A 10213-nucleotide genomic window follows, 5' to 3' on the forward strand; every position below is an offset into this window, starting at 1 on the left:
GGTTTGGGGGGGGGGGGGTTTGTTGGGGGGGGGGGTGGTTAGGGGGAAGTGTTTGTGACTGACACACCGCCTTCGCGGGCAAGCCCGCTCCCACATTTGGCCCTCGTAGACTCAGACGCACCACACCGTTATCACCTTCCTTTCACATCCCCCGAACGAATCCCCCTCTAAGCTTCCTCTTATCAGCCGTGAACCGGCCAGGGAGTACGCCATGTGGCGGTATGCGCTAGTGTTGTGCGCAGTGATGGGGTTATCGGGTTGCCAGTCCACCCATCAGGATCTGCTGGCCAAGGGTTACCCGCCGGCCTTCGCCGATGGTTTTGACGACGGTTGCAGCAGCGGTCGCCAGGCGGCCGGGGTGATCAGCGGGGAGTTTCGCAAGAACGTACCGCGTTACTTGAAAGACCGCGAATACGCCGAAGGCTGGGAAGATGGCTTTCGCCAGTGCAAGGCCATGCGTGAAAACGAGGACCTGCGCGATTACAAGGACAACCACTGGGATGACCGCGAACGTGCCTGGCAGCGGGAGAAGGATCGCGACGCGGCCAGGGCCTATCGCTAAAGCGGACGCAGAGCGTCCACGGCTGCATTACCACGCAGAGCGTGGGAACGATCGCGCAGCGACTATGGCCCAAACTCCATTGAGGGAGAACGTCATGAGCCGAGCTTTTGTAAATGAAGACAACGCCGCTGCCCAGGCCGACCAGCCGGTGGAGCGCCAGGTCAGCGAGCAGCCCAACCGAGTGACGGCCCATGGGTTCGCGCAGTTGCAGGCCAAGGTGGCGCAGTTACAGCAGGCGCACAGCATCGAATCTGCCAAAGACGACAAACAGCGCCTGGCCGACCTTGAGCGCGACCTGCGCTACTTCAATCAACGGGTGCAAAGCGCTCAAGTCGTCGCGCCGGCGACTTCTACCGACAAGGTGCAGATTGGCAGTTGGGTCACGTTCGCCAATGAACAGGATGAACAGCAGCGCATCCAACTGGTCGGCGAAGACCAAGCCGACGCCACCGCGCACTTGATCAACTGGGGCTCACCGTTAGGCCGCGCCTTGCTGGGGGCCCGGCTGGGCGACGAGGTACTGTGGAAGCGCCCCGCCGGCGATCAGTTGATCGAAGTGCTGCTGATCGAGCCCGAGGTTTAGACGATGCCCTGGGCTAACATCGCGTCGGCGACTTTCACGAAGCCGGCGATGTTCGCGCCCTTCACGTAGTTGACCCGGCCGTTTTCTTCGCCGTAGTGCACGCAGGCATGGTGGATCGACTGCATGATGTTGTGCAGCTTGCTGTCCACTTCCCCGGCGGTCCACAGCAGGCGCATGGCGTTCTGCGACATTTCCAGGCCACTCACGGCCACACCACCGGCGTTGGAGGCCTTGCCCGGCGCGAACAGAATGCCCGCCTCGATAAAGATATCCACAGCCTCCAGCGTGGTCGGCATATTGGCGCCTTCGGCCACGCAGATACAGCCATTGCGCAGTAGCGTGCGGGCAGCGTCGGCGTCGAGTTCGTTCTGGGTCGCGCAAGGCAGCGCAATGTCGCAGGCGAGCGCCCACGGCGTCTGGCCTTTACGGAACTCCAGGCCAAAGCGCTCGGCCAGTGCGCTGATGCGCCCGCGCTGTACGTTTTTCAGCTCCAGCAGCGCTGTCCATTGCTCCTCGGTCAAACCGCTTTCGGCATACAGGGTGCCTTCGGAGTCAGACAAGGACACCACTTTGCCACCCAGGTCCATGACCTTGCGTGCCGCGTATTGCGCCACGTTGCCGGAACCGGAGATAGCCACGCGCTTGCCCTCTACCTGCTGCTGGTTGCGCTTGAGCATTTCTTCGGCGAAGTACACACAGCCGAAACCGGTGGCTTCCGGGCGAATCAGGCTACCGCCGTAGGTCATGCCCTTGCCGGTCAGCACCGAGGTGAACTGGTTGCTCAGGCGCTTGTACTGGCCGAACAGAAAGCCGATTTCACGGGCACCCACGCCGATGTCCCCGGCCGGCACGTCCACATCGGCGCCAATATGGCGGTACAACTCGCTCATGAAGGCCTGGCAGAAGCGCATCACTTCAGCGTCGCTCTTGCCCTTGGGGTCGAAGTCCGAGCCGCCTTTGCCGCCCCCCATGGGCAGCGAGGTCAGGGAGTTCTTGAAGGTTTGTTCGAAGGCGAGGAATTTCAGCACCCCCAGGTTCACCGACGGGTGGAAGCGCAAGCCGCCCTTGTAAGGGCCGATGGCGCTGTTCATCTGGATGCGGAACCCGCGATTGACCTGCACCTTGCCATGATCGTCCACCCACGAGACCCGGAAGGTGATCGCGCGTTCCGGCTCGCAGATGCGCTCCAGAATGCCCGAGTTCAGGTAGTGGGGGTTGGCTTCAAGAAACGGCCAGAGACTGCGCAACACCTCTTCCACGGCTTGGTGGAATTCCGGTTGGTCGGGGTCACGTTTCTTGAGGCGGGAAAGGAAAGATTCGACAGATTCGATCATGGGAAGTCTCGGCAAATTGATTGTTTTTAAATGAGATTGAGCCGGACCTTAGCAATTCATTTCGCACCTGAAAAGTGCAAAATGTCGCCTTTGTGAATTTAAATGGTGCATTAGATATAAATAAATCAGGAAAACAGGACTTTTTTGCACCTTAAAAGGGATTGCCAGCCCTGAAAATGCACCAGCCTTTAGAGTGTCTTCGCAGGCAAGCCAGCTCCCACATTTGATCGATTTCTAATGTGGGAGCTGGCTTGCCTGCGATGAATCCACCCCGGTCTTTCTGAAAAGATGTAAAAAAAAACGGAGCCCGAAGGCTCCGCTTTTCAAACCACCAACCCGAATCAGGCCAGTTTCTTGTGCCGTACACGGTGCGGCTGGGCAGCCGCTTCGCCGAGGCGCTTTTTACGGTCCGCTTCGTACTCGGTGTAGTTGCCTTCGAAGAACACCGCTTGCGAGTCGTCTTCGTACGCCAGGATGTGGGTCGCGACGCGGTCCAGGAACCAGCGATCGTGAGAGATCACAATGGCGGCGCCCGGGAAGTCCAGCAGGGCTTCTTCCAGGGAACGCAGGGTTTCAACATCGAGGTCGTTGGACGGTTCGTCGAGCAGCAGGACGTTGCCGCCCTCTTTCAGGGTCAGGGCCAGATGCAAGCGACCACGCTCACCACCGGACAGGTCCTTGACGAACTTCTGTTGGTCGCCGCCCTTGAAGTTGAAACGGCCAACATAAGTACGCGATGGAATCTCGTAGTTGCCGATGCGGATCTGGTCGGAACCGTCGGAGATCTGCTGGAACACGGTCTTGCTGCCGTCCAGGTCTTCGCGGCTCTGGTCCACACAGGCCAGTTGCACGGTTTCGCCGACTTCGATGGTGCCCGAGTCCGGCGTTTCCTTGCCCATCAGCATGCGGAACAGGGTCGACTTACCGGCACCGTTACCGCCGATAACACCGACGATCGCGCCTTTTGGCATGGAGAACGACAGGTTGTCGATCAGCACGCGGTCGCCATAGCCTTTGGTGACGTTCTTGAACTCGATGACCTTGTCACCCAGGCGCGGACCGGCCGGGATGTAGATTTCGTTGGTTTCCGAACGCTTCTGGAATTCCTGCGACTGCATTTCTTCAAAGCGTTGCAGACGAGCCTTGGACTTGGACTGGCGGGCCTTGGCGCCTTTGCGCACCCACTCCAGTTCTTCCTTCATGGCCTTTTCATGAGCCGATTGCTGCTTGGACTCCTGGGCCAGACGGTCGGACTTGGCTTCCAGCCAGCCGGAGTAGTTGCCCTCGTAAGGGATACCGGCGCCGCGGTCGAGCTCGAGGATCCAGCCCGCGACGTTGTCCAGGAAGTACCGGTCGTGCGTGATCGCAACCACGGTGCCCGGGAAGTCATGGAGGAAGTGTTCCAGCCAGGCGACGGAGTCGGCGTCCAGGTGGTTGGTCGGCTCGTCGAGCAGCAGCATGTCAGGCGCCGACAGCAGCAGGCGGCACAGGGCCACACGACGTTTTTCACCACCGGACAGGTGTTCGACCTTGGCATCCCAGGCCGGCAGGCGCAGCGCATCGGCGGCGACTTCCAGTTGGCGCTCCAGGTTGTGACCGTCGCCAGCTTGCAGGATGGCTTCGAGCTTGGCCTGTTCGGCGGCCAGCTTGTCGAAATCGGCATCCGGTTCGGCGTAGGCGGCGTAGACCTCATCCAGGCGAGCCTGGGCGTCTTTGATCACGCTGACGGCTTCTTCGACCACTTCGCGCACGGTCTTGGTCGGATCCAGCTGTGGTTCCTGCGGCAGGTAACCGATGTTCAGCTCAGGCATCGGGCGGGCTTCGCCTTCGAACTCGGTGTCGACGCCGGCCATGATTTTCAGCAGCGTGGATTTACCCGAACCGTTCAGGCCGAGGACGCCGATCTTGGCGCCAGGGAAAAAAGACAGCGAAATGTTTTTCAGGATTTCCCGCTTCGGCGGAACAACTTTTCCCAGCCGATGCATGGTGAAGACGTATTGAGCCATGGTGAACCTAGCGTCAGTGACTGATGAATTGAACGGGCCAAGCCCGTGCCAGGCCATGCGCCGCGCGGGCCGTTGACGGTGATCACTGCCTGCGTGCGGAAAAAGCCTGATTGTCTGGGGCTGGAACGCCCCCGCGTAACCGGCAAAGCTACCTGAATGCGCTTGGTCAGTCCAGCCAGGCAAGGACTGGCACTTTGCCACAACTCAAGGCATGCTAGCCGCCCTCCGGGCGTCCGGCTTATAGTGCACGTCGCGCGCCAATCCAGCCAAACCGCAGGATCACAGCTTGTCCAAAGTCACGCCGCCCACTCCCCTGCGCGCCGCTCATATAGCGCCGGGAGCGCCCCTGCACGGCACCCTCAAAGGCGCATTGGCGACGCTTGTCCTGATGTTGCTCGCCTTATTGTTCTGGCAACTGCTGGACCAGTTGCAGCAAAACCAGAAAAACCAGCAGCAATACACCATCGACTACAGCGCCGACCTGGCTGAACAGATCAGCCTGAACATGGCCCTGAGCGCGCAAATCGCGTTGAACCTGCTGCCGATCGTCGAGCCACCGCGCACCGACGAACAACGTCAGGCCTTGATGCGCACCCTGCAACGCTCCCTCCCGGAGCTGCGCAGCTTTGCCCTGCTTGCACCCAGCGGCGCATTGATCGGTGACAGCGCGATGGACAGCAAGGACAGCGCCTGGCTCGAAGAGCTGGTCAAGCGCAGCCATTCCCAGAATTACTACCTGAGCAACGACAACGACGGCACCGTCATCTACCTGCTGCTGCACCAGGCCAGCGGCGGCTCGAAAGTCTATTGGGCCTTGCGCCTGGCCCCCAACTACCTGACCAGCCTCACCCGCCAGGACGGCCAGGGCCCGCGACCGATGTGGGCCATCGAAAACCGCCTGAACCATCGCGTGGTCAGCCGTGACAGCGGCATGCCGGCCCAATGGGCCGCGGCCCTGACCCCGGACGAATTGAACAAAAGCGTGCTGGTCACCCCCCTGAGCAAAAGTGACTGGCAGTTGCGCGGGATGTTCGACCGCGGCGCGGTGCTCGAGCAACTGCTCCCGGCGTTTATCGGCAAATGCCTGCTGGGCCTGGCCCTTTCGCTGATCCCGGTGATCGTGCTGCTGAACATGCGCCGTCGCCAGCGCCAGGTGCACGAAGGCCGGCGGCGCTACCAGGATATTTTCGAAGGCACCGGCGTCGCCCTCTGCGTGCTTGATCTCTCAGGCCTGAATGCCTGGTTCGACAAAGCCCGCCTGGAAACCCGCGAGCAATTAAAGACGTGGCTGCAAGACAATCCAGCCGAACGCCAGCAACTGCTCAAGGAACTGCGCATCACCGAGGTCAACCAGGTGGCGGTGCGCCTGCTGAACGTGGGGTCCTGCGAAGACGCCTGGCAACGCCTGATTGACGACTGCCCTCGCAACGCCACCTCCATTGGCTACCAGGTGCTGGAGGCAGTACTCACCCAGCAAAAACAGCTGGAGCTGGAAATCCAGCTCAACGATGTGGCCGGCAACGAGCAATACCTGTGGCTGGTGATGCGCCTGCCGGAGCAACAGGACGACTACAAGGCCGTGATCCTCAGCATCAGCGACATCACCAGCCGCAAGCTGATCGAGCTGTCGCTGGTGGAGCGCGAAAGCTTCTGGTCAGACGTGGTGCGCACCGTGCCCGATCACCTGTACGTGCAGGACGTGATCAGTCAGCGCATGATCTTCAGCAACCACCACCTGGGCCACACGCTCGGCTACAACAAGGCCGAACTGCAACAAATGGGCGAGTACTTCTGGGAAATCCTGCTGCACCCCGAAGACGCCGAGCATTATCACGACCTGCGCCAGCAACAGCGCCAGATCGGCTACACCACCCAACTGCAATGCCAGCTGCGCTTTCGTCACCGCAACAACCAATGGCGGCGTTTCGATATTCGTGAGCAAGCCCTGGCGCGGGACAAGACCGCGCTGGTCACGCGCATCATCGGCGTGGCCAAGGACATCACCGACCAGATCGAAGCCAGCGAATCCCTGCGTGACAGCGAACAGCGCTACCGCATGCTGGCCGAAAGCATCAGCGACGTCATCTGCTCCACCGACAGCCAACTGGCGCTCAACTACATCAGCCCGTCGGTCAATACCGTGCTGGGCTACGACGTGGATTGGGTGTTCAAGAACGGCTGGCAGTCAATCATCGCCAACCCGCAACAATTGACCGGCATTTACGCCCTGGTCGAACAGGTCAGCCGTGCCCTGGGAGATATCGAAGCGCTCAACCAACTGCGCGACGAAGTGCAGACCCAACTCTTCCTGTTCGACTGCCTGCGCGCCGACGGGCGCAAGGTACCGATCGAACTGCGCCTGGTGCTGGTGTGGGATGAACACGGTGCGTTCGAAGGCATCCTCGGCGTTGGCCGCGACATCAGCCAGCAGCGCCGCGCCGAGAAAGACCTGCGCATGGCCGCAACGGTATTCGAACACTCCACCTCGGCGATCCTGATCACCGACCCTGCGGGTTATATCGTGCAGGCCAACGAGGCGTTCAGCCGGGTCAGCGGGTATGCGGTCAGCGACGTCCTCGACCAATTGCCGAACATGCTCACCGTCGACGAACAACAGGAAGCCCACCTGCGCTATGTGCTCAAGCAACTGCACCAGCACAGCACCTGGGAAGGCGAAGTCTGGCTCAAGCGCCGCAACGGCGAGCATTACCCGGCCTGGGTAGGCATTACTGCGGTGTTCGACGATGAAGGCGACCTGGCCAGTTACGTGTGCTTCTTCAGTGACATCAGCGAGCGCAAGGCCAGCGAGCAACGCATCCACCGCCTGGCCTATTACGACGCCCTGACCCACCTGCCCAACCGCACGTTGTTCCAGGACCGCCTGCACACCGCCTTGCAGGCGGCAGAGCGGCAGAAGTCGTGGGTGGTGCTGATGTTCCTCGACCTCGACCGCTTCAAACCGATCAACGACTCCCTGGGCCACGCCGCCGGCGACCGCATGCTCAAGGAAATGGCCACGCGCCTGCTCGGTTGCGTGGCCGAAGACGACACCGTGGCGCGCATGGGTGGCGACGAATTTACTTTGCTCCTGCAACCCCGGGTCAGCCGCGACATGGCGCTGAACCGCGCCATTCACGTGGCCGAGCAGATCCTGGCCAGCCTGGTGAAGCCGTTCGTGCTGGAGGGCCGTGAGTTCTTCGTGACCGCCAGTATCGGCATCGCCCTGAGCCCCCAGGACGGCAACGAACTCAGCCAGTTGATGAAAAACGCCGACACGGCGATGTATCACGCCAAGGAGCGCGGCAAGAACAACTTCCAGTTCTACCAGGCCGACATGAACGCCAGCGCCCTGGAGCGCCTGGAGCTGGAAAGCGACCTGCGCCACGCCCTGGACCAGAACGAATTCGTGCTCTATTACCAGCCGCAGTTCAGCGGCGACGGCAAACGCCTGACCGGCGCCGAAGCCCTGCTGCGCTGGCGCCATCCGCGCCGTGGCCTGGTGCCGCCGGGAGACTTCATACCGGTACTGGAAGAGTTGGGCCTGGTGGTGGACGTGGGCGACTGGGTGATCAGCGAAGCCTGTCGCCAGCTCAAGACCTGGCACCAGAACAAGGTGCGCGTGCCGAAAGTCTCGGTGAACATCTCGGCGCGGCAGTTCTCCGATGGCCAGTTGGGTACGCGTATCGCCACCATCCTCAAGGACACCGGCCTGCCGCCGGCGTGCCTGGAACTGGAGCTGACCGAAAGTATCCTGATGCGTGAAGTCAACGAAGCGATGCAGATCCTCGACAGCCTGAAGAACCTGGGCCTGAGCATCGCCGTAGACGACTTCGGCACCGGTTACTCCTCGCTCAACTACCTCAAGCAGTTCCCGATCGACGTGCTGAAGATCGACCGCACATTCGTCGATGGCCTGCCCTCCGGCGAACAGGACGCGCAGATCGCCCGCGCCATCATCGCCATGGCCCACAGCCTGAACCTGGCGGTGATCGCCGAAGGCGTGGAAACCCATGAGCAACTGGACTTCCTGCGCGAACATGGCTGCGACGAAGTGCAGGGTTACCTGTTCGGGCGACCAATGCCGGCGAACCGGTTCGAGGCGCAGTTCAGCAATGATGCCCTCTTCATGTTCGACTGAAGACCTGCTGTGGGGCTGATAGCCTCATCGCCGGCAAGCCAGCTCCCACACTTGGAATGCGTTCCCCTGTGGGAGCCGGGCTTGCCCGTGATGGGGCACTCACAGGCACCGCTTATCCACAGATGAACCCCGCTTGTCCGCGACATGATGTCCTTTCATATGCCATCTAAAACCCATTGGGTTAGAATGCCCTCCTTTTCTGCCCCCGATCCTTGAGGACCGCCATGTTCAGCCGTGATTTGACTATTGCCAAGTACGACGCCGATCTCTTTGCCGCCATGGAGCAAGAAGCCGTGCGCCAGGAAGAGCACATTGAGCTGATCGCTTCGGAAAACTACACCAGCCCAGCGGTGATGGAGGCTCAAGGTTCGGTCTTGACCAACAAGTACGCCGAAGGCTATCCGGGCAAGCGCTACTACGGTGGCTGCGAATACGTCGACGTGGTCGAGCAACTGGCCATCGACCGCGCCAAGGAACTGTTCGGCGCCGATTACGCCAACGTCCAGCCGCACGCCGGCTCCCAGGCCAACAGCGCCGTGTACCTGGCCCTGCTGCAAGGCGGCGACACCATCCTGGGCATGAGCCTGGCCCACGGCGGTCACCTGACCCACGGTGCCAGCGTTTCGTCTTCCGGCAAGCTGTACAACGCCGTTCAGTACGGTATCGACGCCAACGGCCTGATCGACTACGACGAAGTCGAGCGCCTGGCTGTTGAACACAAGCCAAAAATGATCGTGGCCGGTTTCTCGGCCTACTCGCAGGTGCTGGACTTCCCACGTTTCCGCGAAATCGCCGACAAAGTAGGCGCCTACCTGTTCGTCGACATGGCTCACGTAGCCGGTCTGGTGGCCGCGGGCGTCTACCCGAACCCGGTGCCTTTCGCTGACGTGGTGACCACCACCACCCACAAGACCCTGCGCGGTCCACGTGGCGGCCTGATTCTGGCGCGCGCCAACGCCGACATCGAGAAGAAACTGAACTCCGCGGTATTCCCGGGCGCCCAGGGTGGCCCGCTGGAGCACGTGATCGCTGCCAAGGCGATCTGCTTCAAGGAAGCACTGCAACCCGAGTTCAAGGCCTACCAGCAACAAGTGGTGAAAAACGCCCAGGCCATGGCCAGCGTGTTCATCGAGCGCGGTTTTGACGTGGTGTCCGGCGGTACCGAAAACCACCTGTTCCTGCTGTCCCTGATCAAACAGGACATCTCCGGTAAAGATGCCGACGCTGCCCTGGGCCGCGCCTTCATCACCGTGAACAAGAACTCGGTACCGAACGATCCACGTTCGCCGTTCGTCACCTCCGGCCTGCGCTTCGGCACCCCGGCGGTGACCACTCGTGGCTTCAAGGAAGCAGAGTGCAAGGAACTGGCTGGCTGGATCTGCGACATCCTGGCCGACCTGAACAACGAAGCGGTGATCGACGCGGTCCGCGAAAAGGTCAAGGCCATCTGCAAGAAGCTGCCGGTATACGGCGCCTGATAGCCATTGCCTGAATGAAAAGCCCGGCTCTTGAGCCGGGCTTTTTTATGGGCGATCCGGACTTGAAATACGGTCACCTGTGGGAGCTGGCTTGCCTGCGATGGCGGTGTAT

Annotated in this window: 6 protein-coding genes; 4 read left to right on the forward strand and 2 right to left on the reverse strand. The window is 61.1% G+C overall.

Annotated features, from left to right (window positions below; genetic code table 11):
* Positions 1-211: 211 nt before the first annotated feature.
* Both ACW9IB_RS28555 and ACW9IB_RS28560 read left to right on the forward strand, forming a co-directional pair.
* On the forward strand, positions 212-562 hold the full coding sequence (locus tag ACW9IB_RS28555; protein WP_457416640.1) for a hypothetical protein: 351 nt from the start codon (positions 212-214) through the stop codon (positions 560-562).
* 94 nt (positions 563-656) lie between these two features.
* On the forward strand, positions 657-1145 hold the full coding sequence (locus ACW9IB_RS28560) for a GreA/GreB family elongation factor (protein ID WP_457416642.1): 489 nt from the start codon (positions 657-659) through the stop codon (positions 1143-1145).
* Here ACW9IB_RS28560 and gdhA read toward each other — a convergent pair.
* Positions 1142-2479, reverse strand: a complete 1338-nt coding sequence (gdhA, locus tag ACW9IB_RS28565) for an NADP-specific glutamate dehydrogenase (protein WP_457416644.1) — start codon at positions 2477-2479, stop codon at positions 1142-1144. The genes ACW9IB_RS28560 and gdhA overlap by 4 nt on opposite strands.
* Positions 2480-2820: 341 nt before the next feature.
* Positions 2821-4485, reverse strand: a complete 1665-nt coding sequence (gene ettA, locus ACW9IB_RS28570; RefSeq protein WP_457365727.1) for an energy-dependent translational throttle protein EttA — start codon at positions 4483-4485, stop codon at positions 2821-2823.
* Positions 4486-4771: 286 nt separating this feature from the next.
* On the opposite strand from ettA, the gene ACW9IB_RS28575 reads away from it, so the two are divergent.
* Positions 4772-8623, forward strand: a complete 3852-nt coding sequence (locus ACW9IB_RS28575; RefSeq protein ID WP_457365726.1) for an EAL domain-containing protein — start codon at positions 4772-4774, stop codon at positions 8621-8623.
* Positions 8624-8847: 224 nt separating this feature from the next.
* The gene (glyA, locus tag ACW9IB_RS28580) at positions 8848-10101 is read left to right on the forward strand and encodes a serine hydroxymethyltransferase (RefSeq protein WP_457365725.1); all 1254 of its coding nucleotides are present in this window, start codon (positions 8848-8850) and stop codon (positions 10099-10101) included.
* The last annotated feature ends 112 nt before the right edge of the window (positions 10102-10213 follow it).

The sequence above is a fragment of the Pseudomonas sp. SDO524_S393 genome (genome assembly GCF_054071875.1).

Excerpts from the sequence above, each read along its gene's own strand:
- glyA (WP_457365725.1), top strand. The coding sequence starts at position 8,848 with ATGTTCAGCCGTGATTTGACTATTGCCAAGTACGACGCCGATCTCTTT.
- ettA (WP_457365727.1), bottom strand. The coding sequence starts at position 4,485 with ATGGCTCAATACGTCTTCACCATGCATCGGCTGGGAAAAGTTGTTCCG.
- ACW9IB_RS28560 (WP_457416642.1), top strand. The coding sequence starts at position 657 with ATGAGCCGAGCTTTTGTAAATGAAGACAACGCCGCTGCCCAGGCCGAC.
- ACW9IB_RS28555 (WP_457416640.1), top strand. The coding sequence starts at position 212 with ATGTGGCGGTATGCGCTAGTGTTGTGCGCAGTGATGGGGTTATCGGGT.
- gdhA (WP_457416644.1), bottom strand. The coding sequence starts at position 2,479 with ATGATCGAATCTGTCGAATCTTTCCTTTCCCGCCTCAAGAAACGTGAC.